Here is a 24,077-nt window from a genome sequence, read left to right as displayed (position 1 = left end):
TGAGACGTTCACCGCCGTTACGCGCCCATTCAGCCAACTGGATCTGCGCTTTTGTGACAGGGCAAACGCTCTTGCGCGTCTGCATTCGGAAAATTCCTACCCCCATCCGTCGTCTGTCCGGGACAGTCCGCAGCGACATCACCAACACACCGCTAGGCTTGCCGCATGCCGATCACGCCCCTGCCCCGCCATTTCTACGACCACGATGCGCGCGAGGTAGCCCCGCGCCTGCTCAACAAGGTGCTTGCCAGCGATGACGGCCGTCGTGGTCGCATCACCGAAGTGGAAGCCTATTGCGGCAGCGAGGATCCGGCGGCGCATTCGTTCCGTGGCATGACGCCGCGCACGCGGGTGATGTTCGGCGCTCCCGGCCACCTGTACGTGTATTTCATCTACGGCATGCACTGGGCGATCAACGCCGTCTGCGGCGGCGCGCCCGGGCATGCGGTGCTGATCCGCGCGCTGGAGCCGGTGGACGGCATGGACACCATGCAGGCCGCGCGGGGCGGCGTGCCCACCAAGGTGCTGACTACCGGGCCCGGCCGGCTTGCGCAGGCATTTGGAGTGAGCGCGGCCGACAACGGACTGGACCTGACCGCTAGCGCAGCGCGGCTGTGGATCGAAGACGACGGCATGCCGCCACCGGCTGCGCCGCTGGCAACCCCACGGATCGGCATCCGCAAGGCGGTCGAGGCACCGTGGCGCTGGGTGGTGCCCGATAGCCGCTATCTGTCGCGGCCGCCTGCGCGCGTGAGCGGCGCGCGCGCCGCGCTGGCGGGCGGCTGAGCCAGCCATTGTTGCAGCGGCGTCGGTTCGGCAGCGCCGGGCCCGCGCTGCAGCAACTTCAGCGCCTGCGCGCCCTGCTCGGCGTCGAGTGCCTGCAGCGCCTCGAAGCGCTCGGCCACCCACACCGCCATCGGCATGCCGTCCAGGTACGCCACACGATTGCCCGGCACCCGCGCGACCCGCTCGCCGGGCAGCAGGCTGCCGAGCAGGTTGGCCGGGTCGCTTGCGCTGACGCAGACCCATTGGTGTTGCGGTGCCTGCGCGCGCACGCGGCGCAAGGCGGCAATCGCCTCCGGCAGCGCGAACTGCTCACCGGACAGCCCGCAGATGAAACGGCCGCCACGGATCTCGCCGCGGGCTTCCAGGCGTTGATACATGCGCAGCAACTCGCGCCACGGCGGCAGCCATGCGGCTTCTCGTTCCAGCAGCCGCCAGCACACCACGCCATAGCGGCGCAGCAGCGTGCGTGCCACGTGTTCCAGCATGTCCTGGTGGCGTTCGCCGGCTTCGGCCAGCGGCAGGTCCGGCAATGCACGCACCGGCGCCCAGCGGCCGGCATCGCGAATGCCCAGCGCGCTGGCGCGGCGGCGGTGGCGCGACAACGCCGACGGCCGCTTGGACGCCGGCACCAGCAGCGCGCGCAGCCCGGCGTAGCTGTCGCAATGCACGCGGCCACGCATGACCAGTTCGCTCAGTGCGTCTTCCAGCTCGGTGCCCATCAGGCGCGCGGCATCGGCAATCTCATCGAAGAACAGCGCGCCTTGCTGCTGCAATACCTCCGCCACGCGTTGCGCGCGCGAACCCAGCGGTTCCTCGTCGGCGGCGCGCGCCAGGCTGCTCCAGCGCTGCGCCTGCCGTCGCGGCAGCAGCACGATCGGGGTCGATCGCAACGCGGCGCCGCTGCGGCCGCCACCCGGGCGCAGCCGCGCCCACACGGTGCGGCCGGCGGTGCACAGTTCATCCAGCCACGCCGGTTGGTAGTCGCGCACGCGTGCCGGCAGCAGTTCGGTTTCCCACAGCGCCGCTGGCGCTTCGAAGCCTTCCAGCTGGCCTACCACCCCGGCCAGCGCATCGGGGCCGGCAACCCGGCCGGCGCTGTCCAGGTGCTGCCATTCGAACAGGAAACGTGCGTAGTCGCGCTGCGACACCGGCTCGATCTCGCGCCGCAGCCGCCCCAGGGTGTAGCGATGGATGCGCGCCAGCAGATGCCGCTCGCACCACTCGTCCGCCGCTGCCTGCGCGCTGAAGCGCCCGGCCATGACGTAGCCTTCGCGCTGCAGCGCCGCCAGCGCCGGTGCAACGTCGGTCTCGGGCAGGCGCAGCGCGCGCGCCAGCGCCGGCAGCGGCGCCGGGCCGACTGCCGACAGGCGTCCACGCAGCAGCTCGCGCACGGCCCAATCGCGTTGCCACTCTGCCACCTGGCAGTCGAGCGGCGCCTGCAATGGCGGCTGCGCCGCCGCATCCGGATACAAGGGCATGAACCAGGCGATGCGCTCGGCGCTCACCCACAGTGCAGGCGCGGCGTCGATCGCCAGGCAGCTGGCGCGACCATCGGCGACCAGCGCTGCCAGCCAGACATGCCACGATGGATCGCTGGCTTCCTCGACCGGCAGCACGCCCAGGCCCACCAGCGCCTGGTGCATTTCGTCGGCATCGCGCGGTTGCGGCCAGGCCTCTTCGCGCACCGCCGCGATCGCCTGCGGATCCAGTTGCCCCAGATCGTCGCTGCTCTGCGGCGTATAGCGGCGGCTCTGCACCGCCTGAGTGCGCCGCTCTTCCAGCGGCGCATCGTCCAGGAACGCATATGGGCGTGCATTCAAGGCTTCGGCCGCCAGCGGCGATGGCGCCGCCAGGTCGCGCGCCAGCAACGTGATCGCGCCGGATTCCAGACCACGCAACACCTGCAGCCAGCCCTCGCTGTCCATGGCCTGGTGCAGGCAGTCCTCCAGCGTCTGCGCCACCAACGGATGGTCCGGCACCTCGCGCTCGCCGACCAGGTTCTCCGCACACGCCACCTGGTCCGGGAACACCGTGGCCAGCAGGTCTTCGGACTTCATGCGCTGCAGCTGCGGCGCCACCTTGCTGCCGCCGGCAAAACGCGGCAGCGCCATCGCATTGGTGGCATTCCAGCGCCAGCGCACGCCGAACAAGGGCGCATCCAGCAATGCCTGGATCAGCACGTGCTCGGCCGAGGACGAATGCAGGTAACGGCCCACGTCTTCCAGCGCGAAACTGTGACTGGTGGACAGCGACAACACGATGGCATCTTCGGTGGCGGCGGCCTGCAGTTCGAAGTTGAAGGTGCGGCAGAAGCGCTTGCGCAGCGCCAGCCCCCAGGCCCGATTGATGCGGCTGCCATAGGGCGAATGGATCACCAGCTGGGTGCCGCCGCTGGCGTCGAAGAAACGCTCCATCACCAGGCACTGGCGGGTCGGCATGGCACCCAGCGCCGTGCAGGCCTGCGCCAGATAGTCCACCACCTGCTGCGCCGCTTCCGGCGCCATGCCCAGCTCATCGCACAACCAGGCGCGCGCGGCCGGATGCGGAGCGCTGTCCAGCCGGGCCGCGATCTCGCCCCGCAGGCGCGACACCGCCACCGACAGCGCGTCGCTGCGCCCGGGCGCCTCGCCCAGCCAGAACGGAATGTTCGGCGGCGCGCCCTTGGCGTCTTCCACGCGTACGCGCCCGGCCTCCACGCGCAGGATGCGGTAGCTGGCATTGCCGAGCTGGAACACATCGCCGGTGAGGCTCTCCACCGCGAAATCTTCATTCACCGTACCGATCTTGTCGGCCTGCGGCTCCAGCACCACGCTGTAGTCGCCGGTTTCCGGAATGGTGCCGCCGGAGGTAAGCGCGGTCATGCGCGCACCGCGCCGCGCATGCAACCGGCGATGCACCGCATCGCGGTGCAGATAGCCCGCGCGCGGGCCAAGCCGGGTGCTGAAGCCATCGCACAGCATGCGCACCACGCTGTCGAAGCTGGCGCGGCTCAGCTGCGCGAACGGCCATGCCCGGCGCACGAGCGCAAACAGCGCGTCTTCGTCCCAGTCCTCGCAGGCCGCTTCGGCCACGATCTGCTGGGCCAGCACGTCCAGCGGCGCCAGCGGAATGCGCAGGACATCCAGTTCGCCGCGGCGCACGCTGTCCAGCAACGCGGCGCATTCGACCAGCTCGTCGCGGGTCTGCGCAAACAGGCGCGCCTTGGGCGTGCCGCCGACCTTGTGTCCGGAGCGTCCGGCGCGTTGCAGGAAGGTGGCGATCGAGCGCGGCGAACCGAGCTGGCACACCAGATCGACATCGCCGATATCCAGCCCCAGCTCCAGCGAGGCAGTGGCCACCAGCACGGTGAGCTCGCCGGCCTTGAGCCGTTGTTCGGCCAGCAGGCGCGTCTCACGCGAAAGGCTGCCGTGGTGCGCGGCCACCCGCTGCTTGCCGAGCAGCTCGCCCAGATGCCGCGCGGCGCGTTCGGCCATGCGCCGGGTGTTGACGAACACCAGCGTGGTGCGATGCTGCTGCGCCAGCGCGGCCACCTCGGCATAGACCTGCAGCCATTGATCGTTGGACATCACCACGCTCAGCGGCGTGGGCGGCAAGGCCAGCGCCAGGTCGCGCGCCCGCGCGTAGCCGATGTCCACGATCTCGCACTGCGGCGCCACGCCGTCCTCGCCCACCCCGACCAGGAACTGCGCCACCGTCTGGATCGGCTTCTGCGTGGCCGACAGTCCTACCCGCACGACCGGCCGCTCGGCCAGGCGCTGCAGCCGCTCCAGCGTGAGGCTCAGATGGCTGCCGCGCTTGTCGGCGGCCACTGCATGGATCTCGTCGACGATGACGGTACGCACATGCCGCAGCGCATCGCGTCCGGACGCCGACCCCAGCAGCACGTACAGGGATTCGGGCGTGGTCACCAGGATATGCGGCGGCACCCGCCGCGCCTGCGCGCGCTCGCGCTGCGGCGTATCGCCGGTACGCACCGCCGTGCGCACCGCCACATCCGGCAACCCATTGGCAGCCAGTGCCGCGCGGATGCCCTGCAGCGGCGCCTCCAGGTTGAGATGGATGTCGTTGGACAAGGCCTTCAGCGGCGATACGTAGACCACCCGGGTTTGATCCGGCAACGCACCGCCATTGTCCAGGCCGTCGCGGATCAGGCCATCGATGGCGGCGAAGAACGCGGTCAAGGTCTTGCCCGACCCGGTGGGCGCGGCCACCAGCGTGTGCCGCCCGGCCTGGATCGCCGGCCACGCCGCAACCTGCGCCGGTGTGGGCGCCGCAAAGGTCTGCGCGAACCAGCCGGCGACCACTGGATGAAAGTTCTGCAGAACAGGGTGCATGGGCGATACCGGTCGCGGAAGGCCCACCCGGGCGGAAGGCCGAATGGGGTCAACGCGGAAATGTAAATTCAACGCGGGAATGTCTCAGTGAGGTGGCGCCGCTGCGGCGCGGATGCAAGCCGGCATCTGCAGCGGTGGTGAACGGATTCACGGGCGTCTGCTGCCACCCCCGCTCCCCTCCCTCGCTCCCCATGCAACCTCGAGAAGGCAGCGTCACGACGGCGAGGCCATCCTCCGCCGCGGCGCGAGGGGTGCCGGTCATGCGAGCGAGCCCGATGCCGCCCCCCCGACATCGCTGCGTCGATCAGCGCAGATCCACGGCCTTGCGATTGTCGGGTGGGCGATGCCATGGCACATTGGCGGCATGCCCAGTCTCATCGTCTTCATGATCGTCGGCGCGGCGATCGTCGCGTTCTGGAATTCCTCGCGCGCCGCCGCCGAGCGTGCCGAGGTGCTGGGCCGCAATGCCTGCCGTGCCGCCGATGTGCAATGGCTGGACCAAAGCGTGCATTCCACCGGCATCCGCCTCTGCCGCATGCCCACCGGCTGGCTCGGGTTCGAGCGGACCTTTCGCTTCGACTATTCCTACGACGGCGTGGATCGCCATAGCGGCAAGCTGGTGCTGCGCGGCGATCGACTGATCGCCTTCACCGGCCCGCAGGTGGCCAGCGTGCGCACGCTGCACCCCGAGCAACAGCGCCTGGAATGACACGACGCAAGGTGCAATGCATGCGGCGCGGGCGCAGGTGCGCCGGACGCCGCCAAAGTGTTACAGCAAGGCGCAGTACCGGTATCGAACGGACAGATCCGCCAGGCAGTCCGGCGGTTTGCCGGGCCTGGCTGCTGGCGATCGCCACGATGGGCGCAGTGAGATAGATCCGGCGCCTGGCGGATGCTGCACGTCCACGCCGTTCACTCGCCAGGCGTCAAACCCTGGGGGGGACCGGCTCATAGCCATTGCCCCTGCCGCTTAACCAGCGCAGCTCGCGCTTGCCTTCCCGGTGCAGATGCAACTGGGCGAACACGCACAACGGCTGCGCAAGATCGGCCGCTTTCAACATCCGCGACTTTCCGCCCACGTCGATGCTGAGCAAGTGCGCTTCGTCGGGCGTATCGGTATAGCTGCGCGCGATCAGGCAGGCCACGCCATCGGTGAAGCGATAGAGGTCGTACTCGTAGTAGTAGTCGTACGCGCCGGACGCATCCGGCTCGCTGCAATCGACATGACGGGAGCGCTCCACCTGCACCGGAACGCTCCCGTCGCGCATGTCGGCCGGCCTACTTGACCACGCGCAGATGCGGACGCTTGCCGCCACTGGGCGGCTCGTCCGGGGTCGGCGCACTCGGCGGCGGCGTGTCGGGATCCGGCGGCTCGCTGCTGGTGCCAGGGATGTCGTCCGGCAGCGCCATGCCCTGCCCGGTCTCGCGCGCATACACCGCCAGCACGGCGGCCATCGGCACCATCACCGGGTGGCTCACGCCGCCAAAGCGCGCCGTAAAGCTCACGCCTTCGTTATCGACCTGCAGCCCGACCACGGCGCGCTCGGCGATATTCAAGACGACACGTCCATCCTTGACCGCGCTGGCGGGCACCTGCACACCGGGCAGCCCTGCGTCCACCAGGACGTGCGGCGTCATGCCGTTGTCGTTGATCCATTCGACCAAGGCCCGCAGCAGGTACGGGCGATGGCTGGTCATGCGGGGGAAATCTTCGCTCATGACGTCATTTTACCCGGACACGGCCTGCAGCGGCGGCCACGCAGTCGCAACACGGTCTGTTGGCATACAGCCGTCGCATCAGCCCGGCAGATCGCGCAGCTTCTTTTCCTGCTCGGTGAGGCTGCGGATGAAACCGGGATTGCGGAAGATCCGGTTGCCATAATCCTCGATCGCCTTGCCATCCTTGGGCAAGCCGATCTCCAGCGCATCCAGGCGCCAGATGATCGGCGCCATCGCGCAATCGGCCAGACTCATTTCCGGGTTGAGGAAGAACTTGCTGGCCTTGAACAGTGGCACCGATGCGGTGAGCAGTTCTTTCAGGCGCTTGCGGCCGGCTTCGGCCTGGGTCTTGTTGCCGAGCTGGATCGCCTGCACCTGCGGCACCCAATCGTGTTCGATGCGCAGCATCGCCAGACGCAGCCGCGCACGCGACAACGGGTCGACGGGCATCAATGGCGGATGCGGGTAGCGCTCGTCCAGGTATTCGCTGACCACCGATGCGGCGTACAGCACCAGGTCGCGCTCGACCAGGGTCGGCACCGAGTGATAGGGATTGAGATCGATCAGATCTTCGGGGGGATTCTGCGGGTCGACCGGCACCAGGTCGTAGGTCACCCCTTTCGCCGCCAGGACCAGACGAACCCGGTGGCACAACACGTCATCGTTGGACGAAAACAAGGTCAAGGTATTGCGCATACGCACACTCGTCGCCATTCAAGGCTCTCCGACGACCGGAATCCGCCGGCCGCATCGGCGCGGCCGGCCCAACGCCGACCATCACCACGGTCTATCGAGTGTGCAATCACGTCACGCAAAAGCCAAGAGTGATAGGGCCGATTACTACTTGAGCAGCAGAGGATGTCGCGGGTCGGTCAGCACTGGAAGGCGTCGCCTGACATGTTGACGCGCGGCAGCCTTTGTGCAGACGGGCTCGATGTCCGCGGCGACGGGCCGCGAGTGTCGGCATGGACTGCAAGCGGTCTCGAATCCACAACGCGGGATGCCACCCGACGCGATCCAGGCCGGTAGAGCGGCAGGCCACCGCACACGCCGAGAGCGCTGGCTCGCACGTGCCGTGCTCCTTGCGTGCCGTTCTCCCACCCCTCTCCCGCAGGGAGAGAGGCTCCAGGGTCTGACGGCCCGATCAGTGCACGTCCTTCCAGTATTCCTTCTTCAGCAGGTAGGCAATGAAGGTGAGGAAGGCCAGGAACAGGACCACCCACACGCCCATGCTTTGCCGCTTCAACGCAGCCGGTTCGCCGGCATACTCGAGGAAGTTGGCGATATCGCGCACGGTCTGGTCGAACTCCACCGCTGTCTGGCGCCCGGGTTGCCCCAGCTTCAGCGCTTCCACCGGTTTTTCGCCAGTCGCCTTGTCGGCTGGGCCGAACTGCGCCTGCTGCAGGCCTTGCAGCTCCCACAGCGGGTTGGGCATCGATGCGTTCGGGAACAGCTGGTTGTTCCAGCCCAGCGGGCGGGTCTGATCCAGATAGAACGACTTGAGGTAGGTGTAGACCCAGTCGGTGCCGCGCACACGTGCGATCAGGGTCAGGTCCGGCGGCGCCTTGCCGAACCACTTGGTCGCCGCATCGTGCGGCATGGTGCCTTCGATGTGCTCGCCGATCTTGGCGCCGGTGAAGTTGAGGTTGGTCATGACCTCCGCTTCGCTCAGACCCAGGTCGCTGGCCATGCGCGAATAGCGCAGGTATTTCAACGAATGGCAGCCGGAGCAGTAGTTCATGAACAACTGCGCGCCGCGTTGCAGCGATGCGCGGTCGCCCAGGTCGTTGCCCGCCTGCTGCACCTTCCCGCCCTCGGCCGCAATCGCCCCTGCGGCCAGGGTCAGGCCACACAGCAGCGCAGCCACGCGCGACTTCCATGACGTCACGTTGGGATTAGTCATGGGTGATCACCCGCTCCGGTACCGGCTTGGTCTTGTCCAGCCGTGTCCACACCGGCATGGTGATGAAGAAGGCGAAATACAGGAAGGTCAGCACCCGCCCCACATAGGTCTCGTGCGCGTCGGTGCCGGGGCCGGAACCGATCACGCCCAGCCACACGAAGCACACCACCAGCACGCCCAGCGCCGTCTTCGAGATCCAGCCGCGATAGCGCACCGATCGCACCTTGGCGCGATCCAGCCACGGCACCAGGAACAGGATGGCGATGGCGGCGAACATCACCAGCACGCCACCGAGCTTGTCCGGCACCACGCGCAACATCGCGTAGTACGGCGTGTAGTACCACACCGGCTTGATGTGCTCCGGCGTCACCAGGCGGTTGGCCTCGGTGAAGTTGTCATGCTCCAGGAACAGGCCACCGAAGGCCGGCGCGAAGAAGATGATGAAGGCCGCGATCACCAGCAGGAAGCCGACACCCACCAGATCCTTCACCGTGTAGTACGGATGGAACGGAATGCCGTCGGCCGGCTTGTATGCATCCCAGCGATTGCCCTTGGGCCCCTTCTTGATGTCCACGCCATCGGGGTTGTTGGAACCCACCTCGTGCAGCGCACCGATGTGCAGCACGATCAGCAGCAACAACACCAGCGGCAAGGCGATCACATGCAGCGCGAAGAAGCGGTTCAGCGTCGCATCGCCGGGCAGGTAGTCGCCCATGATCCACTCGGTCAGCCCGTTGCCGATCACCGGAATGGCGCCGAACAGCGAGATGATGACCTTCGCGCCCCAGAACGACATCTGCCCCCACGGCAGCACGTAGCCCATGAAGGCTTCGGCCATCAGCACCAGGTAGATCAGCATGCCCAGGATCCACACCAGCTCGCGCGGTTTCTGGTAGCTGCCGTACATCAGGCCGCGAAACATGTGCAGATACACCACGATGAAGAACAGCGAGGCGCCGGTGCTGTGCATGTAGCGGATCAGCCAGCCCCACTCCACGTCGCGCATGATGTATTCGATCGAGGCGAATGCATCGGCGGCGCTGGTCTTGTAGTGCATCGTCAGGAAGATGCCGGTGACGATCTGGTTTACCAGCACCACGATGGCCAGCGAGCCGAAGTAGTACCAGATGTTGAAGTTCTTCGGCGCGTAGTACTCGCTGACATGCTTGCGGTACATGGGCATCAGCCCGGGCGCGCGCTCGTTGACCCACTCGGACACACCGTTGGCGGTACGGACCAGGATATTGCTCATCACGCAGCCCCCGTGCTGTTGGCCGACTTGCCGGCAGCGTCCGGATCGACGCCGATCACCAGGGTGTTGTCGTCGACATAATGGTGTGGGGGCACCAGCAGGTTGATCGGTGCGGGCACGCCGTCGAAGACGCGGCCGGACATGTCGAAGCGCGACTTGTGGCAGGGGCAGAAATAGCCGCCCTTCCACTGCGGGTCGTAGGGTTCGGGCCGGATCTCGGCCACCATTTCCGGCGAGCAACCCAGATGCGTGCACAGCCCGACCAGCACCGAGATGTCGGACTTGATCGAGCGGTACTCGGGGTTCTTCAGCACGTAGTCGGGCTGTTGATCCTTGTTCTCGGACTTGGGGTCCTTGAGCCGATCGTCCAGCGTAGGCAATGCATCGAGCATCGCCTTGGAGCGCTTGACGATCCAGATGGGCTGGCCGCGCCATTCCAGGACCAGCCGCTGTCCTTCCTGCAAGGCGCTGATGTCGGCGGTCACCGGTGCGCCGGCCAGTTTGGCCCGTGCACTGGGATTCCACGACTTCACGAACGGAACTGCAACAAATCCTGCTCCGACCGCACCGACCACGGCCGTTGTCGCGGTCAGAAACCGACGACGCCCGGTATCGGCAGGTGCGTTAACCCCATCGTTGGCCATCCGGCTCTCCGATCTTGATTAGGTAGCGTGAGGCTGCCAACGGCTGGCGGGGGGTCCAGCCGCGATGAATCGACCGCAGTGTAGCGGAACGCTTAATGCACAGACAATGCAATGTACGCAGTCGGAGCCATGCGATGCAATGGCCGCTGTGCAAGGCCGTTGTTCGTCGTGCATGCGCGGCCTGAGGCCTGCCTGCATGGCTGTGACGCAGTGCGCGCAGCGGCGGCGCGTTGCGATAGCGGACATGACGGGCGCTGGATCGGCCTGCGCATGCCGCAGCGGCGATCGTCCGGGCCGTATCGCTGCATCGGATTGATGATCACGGCCGGTCATGCGACGCGTAACGGGCACACAGCCCCGCATGCGACTCAGTTGGCGGTGGCGGTCTGTCCGCGATAGCGGCCGGCCAGCAGGCCGACGCGTTGCACGTAGCGCTGGGTTTCGCTGTACGGCGGCACGCCACCGTAGCGATCCACCGCACCTTCGCCGGCGTTGTAGCCGGCCGCGGCCAGGGTCAGGTCGCCATTGAAGCGTTTCAGCAACCACGACAGATATTGCACGCCGCCGCGAATATTTTGCGATGCATCATAGGCATCGCTGACCCCGAAGCGCCGCGCGGTCCCCGGCATCAACTGCATCAGCCCCTGCGCGCCGGCGCGGCTGAGCGCCAGCGGGTTGTAGGCGGACTCGGCATGGATGATGGCACGCACGATCGCCTCTTCCACGCCGAACTCGCGTGCCGCCGAAGCGATCTCCTGCTGGTAGGCGGCGGTATTGAGCCGGATCGCGCCGAAGTTGACGCCCGGCTTGGCACCGCAGGCGTAGCAGGTCTCGATGAAACTGTAGTGGATGGTGCGCAAGCCCTCGATGCTGGCGACCTGGCGTGGGCGAGCGCTGGTGTAATGGCGCACGCCGTCCTTCATGTATGAGTAGACCTGCCCGCTGACCACCCGGCGCGGGTTGACCGCCGCCGGCGTGGCGGTGGGCACGATGGAATTGGCGCTCTCGGTAGCCGGCAAGGCGCGCTGCACCGACGGCGCAGCGGTCTCGGCCGTGCGCCGCGGCTGGCTGATGATGGTGGCAGGCGCGCCATTGTCGATATTGGCGACCGGACGGGCCGCCGACGACGACAGCGCAGGCGCCGGACCCACCGGCGTAGCGCGCGCTCGCCGGGCCGACCGATCGGGCGTGTAGCTGCTGATGACGCTGCAGGTGGCACCGCTCTGGCGCTTGCTGAGATAGCTGGTGATGCCGTCGCCGCCGACGCACTTGTACAGCGTGCCAGCGCTGGCCGGCGCAGCCGACAACGTGACAAGCAACAGCCCCAGCGCTCTTGACATCCCCTTCATGCGGCGGAGTGTCCCAGCTTGCCCGGGGCTTGCCAAGAGGCCGCGCCACTCAGGCCGACGGCCGGTCCAGTCGCGCCCGCAAGCTGTCCAGGGCCGCCAGCAGTGGCGTGCGCATCTCGGGCGGCTCGACCGCCTCGAAGGGAATCTCCAGCGTCAGCAGGTTAGCCACCAGCGTCGGCATGCTCGGGGCGCCCAGCCCCAGCCAGCAGTGCCCCGCCCCGTCGGCTTCCAGTGCACCCAGCCACGGCGGGATCTGCGCGGCCAGCGTGTCCAGCGACCCGGGCAGGCGAACCCGTACCCGGCAGGGGAACGGCGCCTCGCCGATGGCCTTGCGCAGCAGCTGCAGTGGCGCGTCCGGCAGCGCGCGCGTGGCGAACTGCGCCCCGGTCGGCAGGGCCTGATCGATGCGGTCCGCGCGCAGCGTCCGCCAGTCCTGGCGTTCGCAGTCCCAGGCCAGTAGGTACCAGCGCCGCCCGTAGTTGACCAGCAGCGCCGGCTCCACGCAGCGGACGATGGCCTCGCCGCAGTGGCGCCGATAGTGCAGCCGCAGCGTGGTGCGGTCGCGGCAGGCACCGGCCAGTTGCGCCAGCACCGCTGCGTCCACCAGGGTACCGGCCTCGGCCAGCGGCATGCTGGCCATGGCCGCGTGCGCGGCACTGGCCCGCTGGCCGCTGCGCCGCGGCAGCAGCGGGTCGAGCTTGGCTAGCACGCGGGTGGCGGCTGCGTCCATGCCACGGATGGCCGGGGCCGCCGCGCGCAGGGCAATCGCCACGGTCAGCGCCTCTTCTTCCTCGAACAGCAGCGGCAGGGCGGCCGCACCCTGCCCCAGCCGGTAGCCGCCCCCGCTGCCCGGCGCCGCATGCACCGGGTAGCCCAGTGCGCGCAGGCGATCGATGTCGCGGCGCAGGCTGCGCGGATGCACCTCCAGACGCTCGGCCAGGGCAGCACCCGGCCAGCTCCGCCCACCTTGCAGCAGGGACAGCAGTTGCAACAGGCGGGCGGCGGTCGAGGCCATGACGAGACGGTATTGCGGACAGAAACTGTCCGCAAGCGCTCTGTAGCATCCTCCTATCAGCCACCACTGATCGACTACCCCAGACCCGCAGCCCAAGGAGATCGCAATGTCGGACGACCGTCACATCACCCTATTCCACAATCCCCGCTCACGTTCGCGCGGCGTGCTGGTGCTGCTGGAAGAACTGGGCGCCAGCTACAGCCTGCAGCGCATCGACCTGGAACAGGAGCAGCAGCGCACACCGGAGTTCCTGGCGATCAATCCGATGGGCAAGATTCCCACCATCGTCCATGGCAGTTGCGTGGTCACCGAGCAGGGAGCCATCTACCAGTACCTGGCCGAGCTGTATCCGGAAGCCGGCCTGTCGCCGGCGCCGGGCGATGCCGACCGGGGTGCGTACCTGCGCTGGCTGGCGTTCTACGGCTCGGCCTTCGAACCGGCGATCATCGACCTTGCGCTCAAGCGCCAGGCGCCACCGCGCTCGCTCTCGCCCTATGCCGACGCCGACACCGTGCTGGCCGTGGTCCACGCGCAGCTTGCGCAGGGCGATTACCTGCTGGGAGCGCGCTGCAGTGCGGCCGACGTGCTCTGGGGCGGCGCCCTGGCCTGGATGACGGAATTCGGCCTGGTCGACCCGCCGGCGCCCACCCGCGCCTACATCGCCCGGATGGCCGCGCGCCCGGCGGTGGCGCGTGCCGAGGCGGTCGACGCCCCGGCCGGTGCGGACGCTGCCGGCACAAGCGGGTAAACTGCGCGGCTTCGTTCACCACCCGCCTGGAATAAGCGCCATGCCCGGGACATCCGTTTCCGACCTGTCCACGGCCGCCGCCGTGGACACGCCCGCCCTGCTGCCACTGCCGGTCGCCCGCCCGGCAGCGCCTGCCGTGGTGCGCGGCAAGCTGTACATCAAGACCCACGGTTGCCAGATGAACGAGTACGACTCGGCCAAGATGGCCGACGTGCTCGCGGCCTCCGAAGGCCTGGAGCTGACCGACAATCCCGAAGACGCCGACGTGGTGCTGGTCAATACCTGCTCCATCCGCGAAAAGGCGCAGGAGAAGGTGTTCAGCCAGCTGGGGCGCTGGAAGGCGCTGAAGGCCGGCGGCAAGCCGGTGATCATCGGCGTGGGGGGGTGCGTGGCCTCGCAGGAAGGCGAAGCGATCGTCAAGCGCGCGCCCTATGTGGACCTGGTGTTCGGCCCGCAGACCCTGCACCGGCTGCCGGAGCTGATCCGCGCCCGGCGCGAATCGGGCAAGTCGCAGGTGGACATCAGCTTCCCGGAGATCGAGAAGTTCGACCGCCTGCCCGAGCCGCGTGCCGAAGGCCCGTCGGCATTCGTGTCGATCATGGAAGGCTGCTCCAAGTACTGCTCGTTCTGTGTGGTGCCCTACACCCGTGGCGAGGAAGTCAGCCGGCCGTTCGAGGACGTGCTGGTGGAAGTGGCGCAGCTGGCGGCGCAAGGCGTGCGCGAGATCAACCTGCTGGGCCAGAACGTCAACGCCTACCGCGGCGCGTATGGCGCCGATGCGGGCGAGGCGGTGCAGTACGCCGATCTGGGTCTGTTGATCCGCACCATCGCGCAGATCGAGGGCGTGGGCCGCATCCGCTTCACCACCTCGCATCCGCTGGAATTTTCCGATTCGCTGGTGGACGCCTACCGCGACGTGCCGCAGCTGGCCAACTACCTGCACCTGCCGGTGCAGGCTGGCAGCGACCGCATCCTGTCGGCGATGAAGCGTGGCTACACCGCGCTGGAATTCAAGTCCAAGATCCGCAAGCTGCGTGCGGTGCGCCCGGATATCTCGATCAGTTCGGACTTCATCGTCGGCTTCCCCGGCGAGACCGAGGCCGACTTCGAAAAGACCATGAAGCTGATCGAGGACGTGGGCTTCGACCAGAGTTTTTCGTTCGTGTATTCGCGCCGCCCCGGCACCCCGGCCTCGGACCTGCACGACGACACCCCGGAGGCGGTCAAGCAGGCGCGCCTGGCGCGTTTGCAGGCGCAGATCAATGCGCACGCGGCGAGTATTTCGCAATCCATGGTCGGCAGCGTGCAGCGCGTGCTGGTGGAAGGCCCGTCGCGGCGCGATCCGAACGAGCTGACCGGCAAGAGCGAGAACATGCGGCCGGTGAACTTTCCCGGCAATCCCCGCCTGATCGGCCAGTTCGTCGATGTGCTGATCACCGAGGCGATGAGCAATTCGCTGCGCGGTCGCATCCAGCTGGGCGATCACGCAGGTTGATGCGGCACTGACGGTATCGGGTCGATGTCGTAACGCGGCATCGGCTGCAGGCGGCATCGATCGCTTGCAGCGGATGGTCGCATGACGGCGGGCCTGCGCCTGCCTGCCCGGAACACACCGCCGATGTGATCGCAATGGCACACGCTTGCCACGCATCCGCTGGCTTGCGCTTGCGCCACTGCAAGTGCGTGGGCCGTTCCGCGCGCGGCGCGTATGCATCGCTGCCGGGTCGTCCCCTGGTCCTGATGCGCCTTCAGGCGTATGCAGCGGCGTCCTGCACGGCCGGCACGCGCCACCGATGCCTGCAGCGATTTCGTACTGGTGAAAATTTCACCAGTAAACCGTCGCACCTTGTGACAGAAGGCGTGGCGGCACTTACCCACAGGCTTTGCCGGATTCGATCCACATCGGGTGTGGACAACCCGTCCCGTACTGGCGATTTTTTCGCCACCTCGCTGCAAAACCTTGTGCCAGTAAGGCTGGCAACTTCTATCCACAGGTTAGTGAGGCGTGATTCCACAGCGATTGTGGAAAACCCGGACGCACGGCAGGACGGCTGCTTGCCGCCAGTGCGCCACGTCGCCGGGTTGTTGGTGGGATCACGCCCTGCGCGCTACCCTCGCCTGCCGCCCTACCGACGCCGCACGCGCTGTCCGATCCGACCATGAACGCACCTGCCTATCGCGATTTCACCCTGCAGCCCGAAGACACCGAGCGCCTGGCCAACCTGGCCGGCCCGTTCGACGCGCACCTGCGCCAGATCGAACTCAAGCTCGGCGTGGAGATCGCCAACCGCGGCAACATCTTCCGCGTCACTGGCCCGGAGCCGGCGATCGCCGCCGCCCAGGAGTTGCTGACCGCGCTGTACGACGAGGCGGACTCGGTCACCTTCGACAACCACGCCATCCACCTGCGCTTGAACGATGCCAATGTCGAGCATGTGGTGGAGCGCGCGTACCAGCCGCAGGACGTGGCGATCAAGGTCAAGCGCGGCACCGTGCGTGGCCGCGGTGCCAACCAGGCCAAGTACCTGCACGCGATCGCCACCCACGACATCAACTTCGGCATCGGCCCGGCCGGCACCGGCAAGACCTTCCTGGCGGTGGCCAGCGCGGTGGAAGCGCTGAACGAATCGCGCGTGCAGCGCCTGATCCTGGTGCGTCCGGCCGTGGAAGCCGGCGAGAAGCTCGGCTTCCTGCCCGGCGACCTCAGCCAGAAGGTGGACCCCTACCTGCGCCCGCTCTACGACGCGCTGTACGAAATGCTGGGCGTGGAAAAGGTGGTCAAGCTGCTGGAGAAGAACGTCATCGAGATCGCGCCGCTGGCCTATATGCGCGGCCGCACGCTCAACGACGCCTATGTGATCCTGGACGAAGCACAGAACACCACCATCGAACAGATGAAGATGTTCCTGACCCGCCTGGGTTTCGGCTCCACCGCGGTGGTCACCGGCGACCTGACCCAGATCGACCTGCCCAAGCACGTCAAATCCGGCCTGCGCGATGCGATCGAGGTGCTGCGCGAGGTCGAAGGCGCCAGCTTCACCTTCTTCGAAGCACGCGACGTGGTGCGCCACCCGCTGGTGCAACGCATCGTCACCGCCTATGAGAAGCGCGATCTGGCCGAAAAGCCTGCCGACCCTGCGGCGTGATGCCGACTGGCGGGAGGTGACCGGGGATCCCTGGCGCGGCACGCCTCGGTGCAATGCCGGGCAAGCCAGTAGCGCGCGGTCATCGCGCAGCCCTTCGCGCCGGCCGGCCTGCTGCTGCGCTGCGCCAGACGCACAACCCGCAGCGCCACGGCGCTACACTCGCAACCTCGTTCTGCACAGGAGGTGCTCATGGCCGGTTGTCGCGCGTTGATCTTGGCCTGCATGCTGGGTGTTGCCCCGGTTGCGTTATCGGCCACGCCGGACGAAGCCGCGGCATCCTCGCGCGCTTACATCGAGACCAGTTACCTGGCCGCACCGAGGAACGTTGGTCCATTTACGCTCGCCCGCAGCTCCTACAACCCGGCAGCCAAGGTCTCGGGGGCCGGATTCCATTACGCGATGGCTGGGCATCCGGAATTGAATATCGACGTGTTCGTTTATCCGGCCGGGCAACGCGCTCAAGCCGAGGCCATCGAACACGGCATGCTCGCCTTTCGCAAGGACCTCGACGCGGCGCGCACACAAGGCACCTATTCGCGGCTGGACGAGCTGGACCAGGGCAGGTTCGTATTGACCAGCGACGATGCTCCGAAAAACACTCCGGCCAATGCAGTGGATGCCAAGGTGATCGCGGCCATTGCGGACGCCGAACGCATCGTTGGGGAAAAGTTGCGGCTCAGCATGGACCTGTCCTCGTCCGGCATGCCGCTGCTGTCCAACGGCTACCTGTTCTACAAGCAGCTGTACTACATCAAGGTGCGGGTATCGGCAGCGCAGCAAGCAATTGCGCAGACCACGTTCGACGCACTCGCCGACCAGGCTGCGCGCGCGCTCGTACCGGCCATCCAGGTCAGCAATGTTGGCGGGTGCGCGGACCTGACCGTCCATCTCGATACCAAGGCGACGCCCGATCAAAGTGCCGTGGAGATGGCGCGCCAAATCAAGACGCATCTGGGCTTCAATTGCCACGGCTCGACCAAGCAGGCCGGCATCGAAGAACTGGTCAAGACAGCCGAGGTGATCGAAATCGCCTATGCCCCCAGCGAGTGGAAGTCGCAGTGAGGCAACACACGCGCGATACTGTGGCTCCTGTCTGAGCTCAATGCTGGTATCGTCATGACCAAAGGTCCGGTCCGCCTCGACGTCGCCGTCAGTTATGCGTTGCCACGCGCAGGCCTGCCGTCGGCGGTGAGTTTTCGCAAGTGGGTGGCTGCTGCCCTGAAGGGACGCATCCGCGAGGCCGATCTGGCGGTGCGCGTGGTCGACGAGAAGGAAGGCTGCTCGCTCAACCACCACTACCGCGGCAAGGACTACGCCACCAACGTGTTGAGCTTCCCGGCCGAGCTGCCGGAGGGCCTGCCCAAGGGCATCAAGATGCCGCTGCTGGGCGACCTGGTGATCTGCGCGCCGGTGGTGGCGCGCGAGGCGGCCGAACAGGGCAAGTCGCTGGCCGCGCACTATGCGCACCTGACCGTGCACGGCACCCTGCATCTGCTGGGCTGGGACCACGAAGACGACAAGGAGGCCGATGCGATGGAGCAGCTGGAACGCGAGATCCTGGCCGACCTGGGCATCGAAGACCCCTACGCGGGGGAGCGCTGATGCGCGCGCTGATCGCAATGAGCTGCCTGCTGCTGAGTCCGGCAGCGGCACTGGCGCAAGGCGCGCCGCTGCGGCCCGACCTGCCGGCGTTGATCGAATGCCGCCAGCGCATCGGCGACTTCAACGCATTGGCGCCGGTACTGGCCGACCCGCTCAAGGCGGTGGCGCTGGGCTGGACGCCGCTGGACCAGTCCAACCTGTTCATGACCGAATACACCCTCAACACGCCGATCAGCGTGTTCGGCCACAGCACCAACCACATTGCCTTTTCCGGCGCCAGCATCATGGCGATCCTGGACCTGCCCGATCCGCGCCCGCTGGCCAAGCAACTGGACCTGGAACTGGGCGTGGATAACGCCGACAAGGTCATGTACGGCCGCGAGCTGGTCAGCGAAGACACCACCAACCCCAAGACCGGCGAGGCGATGATCGAATCGGTGGTGCTCAGCGTGACCAACGTCAAATCGCATCCCGGCAAGACCGTGGTGGGCTGCGGCTACAGCCTGGACCTGCCCTGAGGCCGGCGCCGGCACCGCATCCACAGCGCGTTGCCGGCTTCCTGCTAGACTGCCGCCTCACGCCTGGTTTGCCGGGTGCCGTTCCCCGTCACGATGTCCGAAGACGACAGTAGCTACAGCTCAGACCCCCCCGAAAAACGCCGCAGCTGGCTCGAACGCCTGAGCGCGGCCTTCTCCGGCGAACCCCATACCCGCGACGAACTGGTCGCCTTGCTGCGGACCGCCGAACAGGACGGTCTCATCGCCGCAGACACCTTGCGCATGATGGAAGGCGCGATCTCCGTCGCCGAGCTCACCGTGGGCGATGTGATGATTTCGCGCTCGCAGATGGTCTCGCTGCCGGTGGAGGCGCGCTTCATCGACTTGATGAAGCAGGTGGTCGAATCCGGCCATTCGCGCTTCCCGGTGCACGGCGAGAACAAGGACGAAGTGCTCGGCATCCTGCTGGCCAAGGACCTGTTGCGCGGCGTGGTCGCCGACAACGGGCCCGGCAACGTGCGCGAGCTGCTGCGCCCGGCGGTGCTGATCCCCGAGTCCAAGAAGCTCAACGTGCTGCTCAAGGAATTCCGCCTGTCGCGCAACCACATGGCGATCGTGGTGGACGAATACGGCGGCGTGGCCGGGCTGGTCACCATCGAGGACGTGCTGGAGCAGATCGTCGGCGAAATCGACGACGAGCACGACGACGCCGAGGAAGAGAATTCACTGATCGCCATCCAGGCCGATGGCCGCTACGTGGTCGATGCGCTGACGCCGATCGAGGACTTCAACGAGCGCTTCGGCGCCGAGTTCCCCGACGACGAGTACGACACCGTCGGTGGCCTGGTCACGGATGCGATCGGGCATCTGCCGGAAACCGGCGAAGAGCTGACATTGGGGCGCTTCGCGTTCCGCGTGGCCAAGGCCGACGCGCGGCGCGTGCATGCGTTCCACGTCACCATCCTGCCGCCCGACCCGCAGGACGACGCTTGAACCAGCCCGTCCGCAGTGCTTGCACGGCGCCGCAGCGCGCTGGCGCCCGGCGGTGGTTCGCCTGTTGGGCGCTGTTCGTATTGACGCTGCTGGCAGCGCCGCTCGCGCTGGCCCAGGCTATCCAGGGCGACGCGAACCAGGGCTCCGCTCCGGCCGGCGCACCGGCACCGCGCGTCGGCGTGGTGACCATGCAGCCCGGCGAAGTGTTCTTCGAGCGCTTCGGGCATGACGCCATCGTGGTGGTCGATCCGCTCAGCGGGCAGGCCACCTCCTACAACTTCGGCTTCTTCGACCCGAGCGAGCCGGACTTCGTGCCGCGCTTCGCGCGTGGCGAGATGATGTATTACCTGGTGGCGCTGCCGCTGGAAGAAGACCTGTCGCAGTACCGCAATGTCGGCCGTGGCGTCAGCGTGCAGTGGCTGGATCTGCCACCCGAGCAGGCGCGCGCGCTTGCCGATGGGCTGGCAGTGCGCAGCCGGCCGGAAAACGCGCGCTATCACTACGATTATTTCGAAGCCAACTGCGCCACCATGGTGCGCGATGCGCTCGATCGCGCCATGGGCGGCACGCTGAAATCGCAACTGGCCGGCCGCTCGCGCGGCAATACCTACCGCAGCGAAGCGGTGCGCCTGGCCTCCCCCGCCCCGTGGATGTGGCTGGGCTTCGACCTGGGCCTGGGTCCATACGCCGACCGCCCGCTGTCGCGCTGGGAAGAAGCCTTCGTGCCGATGCGGCTGGCCGACAGCCTGACCCAGGTGCACAACAGCGCCGGCCGGCCGTTGGTGCAATCCACCCAGGTGCTGCTGCCGCACCGCATCGCGCCCGAGCCTGCCGAACAGCAGCGGCATTGGTGGCCGTGGTTGCTGGCCGGCGTGCTGGTGGCCGCCGGCGTGCTGGCGCTGCGTCGCCGGCAACGCCTGCTGGCCGGGCTGGCGCTGCCGTTCTGGCTGCTGTGCGCCATCGGCGGCGGCCTGCTGGTGTATCTATGGGGCTTCACCGCGCACCAATCGGCCTGGGCCAATCGCAATCTGCTGCTGGTCAATCCGCTGTGCGTATTGCTGTGGTTCGGTGGCATCCGGCTGCAGTTCGGCCATCAGCCGGGCCGCTGGTTCAACGTATTGTCCTGGCTGGTGGCAGCCGGGGCGCTGCTGGCACTGGTGATCCACTGGCTCTCGTTCCAGGCCCAGGACAACCTGCAATGGGTGATGCTGCTGTTGCCGATCCACGCCGCGCTCGCGATCGCCCTGCGGCCGCGCGACGCACTGCCCTCTCGACGCTGACTGAAGATGCGCCCATGACCACCCACGGCCGCCATCCAGACAATCCCTCCTGCGTCATCACCTGTGCCTATTACGATGGCGACGGCAAACGCCACGACATCAGCCTGGAGCAGATCAGCGATGTCTTGCAGCTTCCCGACGGCTTCGTCTGGGTGGGGCTGTACGAACCGCAGGAATCGGTGCTGCACAAGCTGCGCGACGAGTTCGGCCTGCACGACCTGGCGATCGAAGACGCACTCAAGGCGCACCAGCGCCCCAAGGCCGAGAGTTATGGCAACTCGCTGTTCGTGGTGGTCAATACCGCGCAGCTGGTCAACGAGCGTATCCGCTATGGCGAAACGCATGCGTTCCTGGGCCAGCGATTTTTGTTGACCGTGCGCCACGGCGCATCGCTGTCGTACGCGCCGGTGCGGCAGCGGGTCGAACGCGAACCGGCCATGCTGCGCATGGGCGCCTCGTTCTGCCTGTATGGCGTGCTGGATTTCGTGGTCGACAACTACCTGCCGATCATGGACGAATTCCGCGACACGCTGGAGCGCCTGGAAAAGGACATCTTCGCCGACGACTACAAGCGCGAAACCGTGGTGCGCCTGTACGAGCTCAAGCGCGAACTCAACAAGATGCGGCTGGTGGTAGCGCCGTTGCAGGACGTGCTCTCTCACCTCAAGCGCAACCCCGGTTCGCTGATCCATGACGAAGTAGGCATCTACCTGCGCGACGTGCTCGATCATGCGGTGCGCATCAACGACGCCATCGACACCTTGCGCGAAATGTTGGGCACCGCGCTCAGCGTCAACCTGTCGATGGTGACGATGGCACAGGGCGAGATGGTCAAGCGCCTGGGCGCCTGGGCCGCCCTGCTGGCCGCGCCCACCCTGATCACCAGCTGGTACGGCATGAACTTCACCCACATGCCAGAACTCGACAAGCCCTACGCCTACCCCCTGCTGGTCGGCGGCATCGTCGCCTCCTGCCTGATCCTGTATCGCCTGTTCAAGCGGGCGCGGTGGCTTTGAGGGCCGCGTAGCGGCTTGGGATTGGGGAGTCGGGATTGGGGATTCGCTAGAGCGGGCTTGCTGCTTGCTGATCCAGCGTGATCGTTTCACCCAGACTGTTCAATGTCTGCTGGTGTCTTCTTGCCCACGCGCGGGTCAACCAGCACCTCATGTGCCCCCTCATCCGCCCTTCGGGCACCTTCTCCCGGCGGGAGACGGAAGCGCCTGGCCTTTGCGAATCCCAAATCCCGAATCACCAATCCCGACCCTCAAGCCACAGAGTGCGCGGGTCAACCAGCACCTCATGTGCCCCCTCCTCCGCCCTTCGGGCACCTTCTCCCGGCGGGAGAAGGAAGCGTCCTGGCCTTTGCCAATCCCAAATCCCGAATCACCAATCCCGGCCCTCAAGCCACATAGACCGTCTTGATATTCATGAACTCATGGATACCGTGATCGGCCAGCTCGCGGCCGAAGCCCGAGCGTTTGATGCCACCGAACGGCAGCCGCACATCGCTCTTGACCACCGAGTTGATGAAAGCCGCACCGCATTGCAGCTGCTGGGCGATGCGTTCGCCGCGCTTGGGGTCTGCGGTCCACACGCTGCCGCCCAGGCCGAAGCTGGTGTCGTTGGCCACACGCACGGCCTGCGCTTCGTCGGCGACGCGGATGATGGAGGCGACCGGCCCGAAGAATTCTTCGTGGTAGGCCGGCATGCCGGGCGCGACGCGGTCGAGGATGGTGGCCGGGTAGCCGGCGTAGGACCCGGCCACCGGTTCGCCGCCCAGCAGCACCTTGGCGCCCTTCTCCACGCTGGCCTGCACCTGCTTGTGCAATTCATCGCGCAGGTCGGCACGCGCCATCGGCGCCAGCGTGGTGCTTTCCTGCTGCGGATCGCCGAGCACGCGCTTGGACGCAGCGGCGACGAAGCGCTCGATGAACTGGTCGGCGATGGCATCCACCACGATGAAGCGCTTGGCCGCGATGCAGGTCTGCCCACTGTTGTCGAAGCGCGACTGCACCGCCGATTCCACCGTGTGCTCCAGCTGCGCATCGTCCAGCACGATGAAGGCATCGCTGCCACCCAGTTCCATCACGCATTTCTTCAGTTGCTCGCCGGCATTGGCCGCCAGCGAGCGGCCGGCGCGTTCGCTGCCGGTCAAGGTCACCGCGGCAACGCGATCGTCGCGCAACACGTCCGCTGCCTGGTCGTTGTCGATATGCAACACATCGAACACGCCAGGCGGAATGCCGGCAGCGTCCAGCACCTGCTTCATGGCATCGGCGCAGCGCGGCACATTGCTGGCGTGCTTGAGCAGCGACACGTTGCCGGCCATCAGGCCCGGGGCCAGGAACCGGAATGCCTGCCACAACGGAAAATTCCACGGCATCACCGCGAACACGCAGCCCAGCGGCTCGTAGCGCACGTAACTCGATTGCGCCTCGGTAGGGATTTGGCGCGGTGCCAGGTAATCGGCCGCGTGCTCGGCGTAGTACGCGCAGGCCTGCGCGCACTTGTCCACTTCGGCCAGGGCTTCGGCGCGCAGCTTGCCCATCTCCGCGGTCATGATGCGTTGCAGATCCTCGCGCCGACGGGTCAGCTCTTCGCCCACACGGCGCAGCAGCGCGCCGCGCTCGGCTAGCGGCAAGGCCGCCCAGGCCGGAAACGCCTTGGCCGATGCGGCCAGGCGTGCTTCGATGCCGGCAGCGTCCAGGGTGTGCTGGGTGTGCTCGACCTGGCCAGTGGCCGGGTTGACGGTGTCGTAGGACATGGCGTTCTCCAGTAGCAAGGCCGCCATGCTAGTCGCCGGAAAGTT

21 protein-coding genes are annotated in these 24,077 nt (G+C 67.0%); 11 read left to right on the top strand and 10 right to left on the bottom strand.

Annotated elements, in window-relative coordinates; all coding sequences use genetic code 11:
* Positions 1-165: 165 nt before the first annotated feature.
* On the top strand, positions 166-786 hold the full coding sequence (locus tag ACCQ05_RS09375) for a DNA-3-methyladenine glycosylase (protein ID WP_372393594.1): 621 nt from the start codon (positions 166-168) through the stop codon (positions 784-786).
* Here ACCQ05_RS09375 and ACCQ05_RS09370 read toward each other — a convergent pair.
* Entirely contained in the window at positions 726-5,120 is a 4,395-nt protein-coding gene (locus ACCQ05_RS09370) for a DEAD/DEAH box helicase (protein WP_372393593.1), read from the bottom strand. The two genes, ACCQ05_RS09375 and ACCQ05_RS09370, sit on opposite strands and share 61 nt — an antisense overlap.
* A 343-nt stretch (positions 5,121-5,463) precedes the next feature.
* Here ACCQ05_RS09370 and ACCQ05_RS09365 point away from each other — a divergent pair, with 343 nt between their 5' ends.
* Positions 5,464-5,829: a DUF3301 domain-containing protein gene (locus ACCQ05_RS09365; protein WP_104540310.1), complete on the top strand. Its 366-nt coding sequence runs from the start codon at positions 5,464-5,466 to the stop codon at positions 5,827-5,829.
* Between the two features lie 217 nt (positions 5,830-6,046).
* On the opposite strand, the gene ACCQ05_RS09360 is transcribed toward ACCQ05_RS09365, so the two are convergent.
* The 8 genes from ACCQ05_RS09360 to ACCQ05_RS09325 all read right to left on the bottom strand — a co-directional run bounded on the left by ACCQ05_RS09360 (position 6,047) and on the right by ACCQ05_RS09325 (position 13,002).
* Positions 6,047-6,367 carry a hypothetical protein gene (locus ACCQ05_RS09360; RefSeq protein WP_228964555.1) on the bottom strand — a complete coding sequence of 107 codons (321 nt, stop codon included), beginning with the start codon at positions 6,365-6,367 and terminating at the stop codon, positions 6,047-6,049.
* A gap of 31 nt (positions 6,368-6,398) precedes the next feature.
* Positions 6,399-6,839, bottom strand: a complete 441-nt coding sequence (locus ACCQ05_RS09355) for a ClpXP protease specificity-enhancing factor (RefSeq protein ID WP_104540311.1) — start codon at positions 6,837-6,839, stop codon at positions 6,399-6,401.
* Positions 6,840-6,917: 78 nt separating this feature from the next.
* The gene (locus ACCQ05_RS09350) at positions 6,918-7,553 is read right to left on the bottom strand and encodes a glutathione S-transferase N-terminal domain-containing protein (protein WP_039407816.1); all 636 of its coding nucleotides are present in this window, start codon (positions 7,551-7,553) and stop codon (positions 6,918-6,920) included.
* A 430-nt stretch (positions 7,554-7,983) separates the two neighbouring features.
* Positions 7,984-8,742: a cytochrome c1 gene (locus tag ACCQ05_RS09345; protein WP_372393592.1), complete on the bottom strand. Its 759-nt coding sequence runs from the start codon at positions 8,740-8,742 to the stop codon at positions 7,984-7,986.
* The gene (locus ACCQ05_RS09340) at positions 8,735-9,994 is read right to left on the bottom strand and encodes a cytochrome b (protein WP_372393591.1); all 1,260 of its coding nucleotides are present in this window, start codon (positions 9,992-9,994) and stop codon (positions 8,735-8,737) included. The genes ACCQ05_RS09345 and ACCQ05_RS09340 overlap by 8 nt, the downstream gene beginning before the upstream one ends.
* Positions 9,994-10,638, bottom strand: a complete 645-nt coding sequence (gene petA, locus ACCQ05_RS09335) for a ubiquinol-cytochrome c reductase iron-sulfur subunit (protein ID WP_372393590.1) — start codon at positions 10,636-10,638, stop codon at positions 9,994-9,996. Before petA ends, ACCQ05_RS09340 begins: the two co-directional genes overlap by 1 nt.
* 368 nt (positions 10,639-11,006) lie before the next feature.
* Positions 11,007-11,987: a lytic transglycosylase domain-containing protein gene (locus ACCQ05_RS09330; RefSeq protein ID WP_372393589.1), complete on the bottom strand. Its 981-nt coding sequence runs from the start codon at positions 11,985-11,987 to the stop codon at positions 11,007-11,009.
* A 49-nt stretch (positions 11,988-12,036) separates the two neighbouring features.
* Positions 12,037-13,002: a helix-turn-helix transcriptional regulator gene (locus ACCQ05_RS09325; RefSeq protein WP_228964503.1), complete on the bottom strand. Its 966-nt coding sequence runs from the start codon at positions 13,000-13,002 to the stop codon at positions 12,037-12,039.
* 106 nt (positions 13,003-13,108) lie between these two features.
* On the opposite strand from ACCQ05_RS09325, the gene ACCQ05_RS09320 reads away from it, so the two are divergent.
* The 9 genes from ACCQ05_RS09320 (at position 13,109) to ACCQ05_RS09280 (ending at position 22,284) form a co-directional block, all read left to right on the top strand.
* Positions 13,109-13,750 (top strand): glutathione S-transferase family protein, encoded by a 642-nt coding sequence (locus ACCQ05_RS09320; protein WP_372393588.1) that lies wholly within the window; start codon positions 13,109-13,111, stop codon positions 13,748-13,750.
* Positions 13,751-13,790: 40 nt separating this feature from the next.
* Positions 13,791-15,245 carry a tRNA (N6-isopentenyl adenosine(37)-C2)-methylthiotransferase MiaB gene (gene miaB, locus ACCQ05_RS09315; RefSeq protein ID WP_372393587.1) on the top strand — a complete coding sequence of 485 codons (1,455 nt, stop codon included), beginning with the start codon at positions 13,791-13,793 and terminating at the stop codon, positions 15,243-15,245.
* A gap of 664 nt (positions 15,246-15,909) precedes the next feature.
* Complete coding sequence (locus tag ACCQ05_RS09310; protein ID WP_228964500.1) at positions 15,910-16,896, top strand: PhoH family protein; 987 nt, start codon at positions 15,910-15,912, stop codon at positions 16,894-16,896.
* 399 nt (positions 16,897-17,295) lie between these two features.
* On the top strand, positions 17,296-17,958 hold the full coding sequence (locus tag ACCQ05_RS09305) for a hypothetical protein (RefSeq protein WP_324250857.1): 663 nt from the start codon (positions 17,296-17,298) through the stop codon (positions 17,956-17,958).
* Positions 17,959-18,012: 54 nt separating this feature from the next.
* Positions 18,013-18,498 carry an rRNA maturation RNase YbeY gene (gene ybeY / locus ACCQ05_RS09300; RefSeq protein WP_064510617.1) on the top strand — a complete coding sequence of 162 codons (486 nt, stop codon included), beginning with the start codon at positions 18,013-18,015 and terminating at the stop codon, positions 18,496-18,498.
* Positions 18,498-19,016, top strand: a complete 519-nt coding sequence (locus ACCQ05_RS09295; protein WP_104540321.1) for a hypothetical protein — start codon at positions 18,498-18,500, stop codon at positions 19,014-19,016. The genes ybeY and ACCQ05_RS09295 overlap by 1 nt, the downstream gene beginning before the upstream one ends.
* 93 nt (positions 19,017-19,109) lie before the next feature.
* The gene (locus tag ACCQ05_RS09290; RefSeq protein ID WP_104540322.1) at positions 19,110-19,988 is read left to right on the top strand and encodes a CorC family transporter; all 879 of its coding nucleotides are present in this window, start codon (positions 19,110-19,112) and stop codon (positions 19,986-19,988) included.
* Positions 19,985-21,268 (top strand): lipoprotein N-acyltransferase Lnb domain-containing protein, encoded by a 1,284-nt coding sequence (locus ACCQ05_RS09285; protein ID WP_372393586.1) that lies wholly within the window; start codon positions 19,985-19,987, stop codon positions 21,266-21,268. Before ACCQ05_RS09290 ends, ACCQ05_RS09285 begins: the two co-directional genes overlap by 4 nt.
* A 14-nt stretch (positions 21,269-21,282) precedes the next feature.
* Positions 21,283-22,284 (top strand): magnesium and cobalt transport protein CorA, encoded by a 1,002-nt coding sequence (locus ACCQ05_RS09280; RefSeq protein ID WP_372393585.1) that lies wholly within the window; start codon positions 21,283-21,285, stop codon positions 22,282-22,284.
* 383 nt (positions 22,285-22,667) lie between these two features.
* On the opposite strand, the gene ACCQ05_RS09275 is transcribed toward ACCQ05_RS09280, so the two are convergent.
* The gene (locus tag ACCQ05_RS09275) at positions 22,668-24,032 is read right to left on the bottom strand and encodes an NAD-dependent succinate-semialdehyde dehydrogenase (protein ID WP_372393584.1); all 1,365 of its coding nucleotides are present in this window, start codon (positions 24,030-24,032) and stop codon (positions 22,668-22,670) included.
* Positions 24,033-24,077: the final 45 nt, after the last annotated feature.

Source organism: Xanthomonas sp. NCPPB 3582 (genome assembly GCF_041475735.2).
Taxonomy (GTDB): Bacteria; Pseudomonadota; Gammaproteobacteria; order Xanthomonadales; family Xanthomonadaceae; genus Xanthomonas; species Xanthomonas codiaei.
The sequence above is the reverse complement of the archived record's forward strand: the minus strand, read 5'-3'. Positions and strand labels throughout refer to the sequence as shown.